The organism is Streptococcus suis, from assembly GCF_002964045.1.
Lineage (GTDB): Bacteria > Bacillota > Bacilli > Lactobacillales > Streptococcaceae > Streptococcus > Streptococcus suis_U.
This window is the reverse complement of the sequence record NZ_POPB01000182.1, coordinates 1-589: the sequence shown is the minus strand read 5'-3', so window position 1 is coordinate 589 and position 589 is coordinate 1. Positions and strand designations below refer to the sequence as shown.

Genomic DNA, 589 nt, shown 5'->3' with positions numbered 1-589 from the left:
TTGCCTAACAGCTTCAAGCCTGTTATCAAATGAAATCATCAACTTACTCAAACATAGTGAAACATCTAATTCTTGACTAAGGTAAGGTGGCTAACTTCATTATAGAACTTTCGTTTATCATAAAAAATGTGACATTCGATAGGAAATGCCAATAAAAGTCTTGACAATCGATTTGTTTTACAGTAAAATGATTAAGACTTTGAAATTGAGGGGAGTGAAAATAATGTCAAAAACAGTAGTACGCAAGAACGAATCACTTGATGATGCTCTTCGTCGTTTCAAACGTGCGGTTACTAAAGCTGGTACTCTTCAAGAAACACGCAAACGCGAATTCTACGAAAAACCATCTGTAAAACGTAAACGTAAATCAGAAGCAGCTCGCAAGCGTAAAAAATTCTAATTGAATTTAGACAGCCTTAGGGCTGTTTTTTGTGGCTCTTTGTCAACTGTAGTGGGTAGATGAAAAGCTAACACCTAGAGGCTGGGCAAAAACTAGCTGCTCATACATAAAAAAACGAGCAATTCCAATTAGGAGTTGCTCGTTTTCCATTTCATGCTTTATAATTATTATAACGACAAAACAACTAGA

General features: G+C 35.7%; 1 protein-coding gene. It reads left to right on the top strand.

Going from position 1 to position 589, the window contains the following annotated elements:
- Positions 1 to 223: 223 nt before the first annotated feature.
- Entirely contained in the window at positions 224 to 400 is a 177-nt protein-coding gene (gene rpsU / locus C1E99_RS01170; RefSeq protein WP_000048054.1) for a 30S ribosomal protein S21, read from the top strand.
- Positions 401 to 589 lie beyond the last annotated feature (189 nt).

Coding starts and splice junctions, on each gene's coding strand:
- rpsU (WP_000048054.1), top strand. CDS start 224: ATGTCAAAAACAGTAGTACGCAAGAACGAATCACTTGATGATGCTCTT.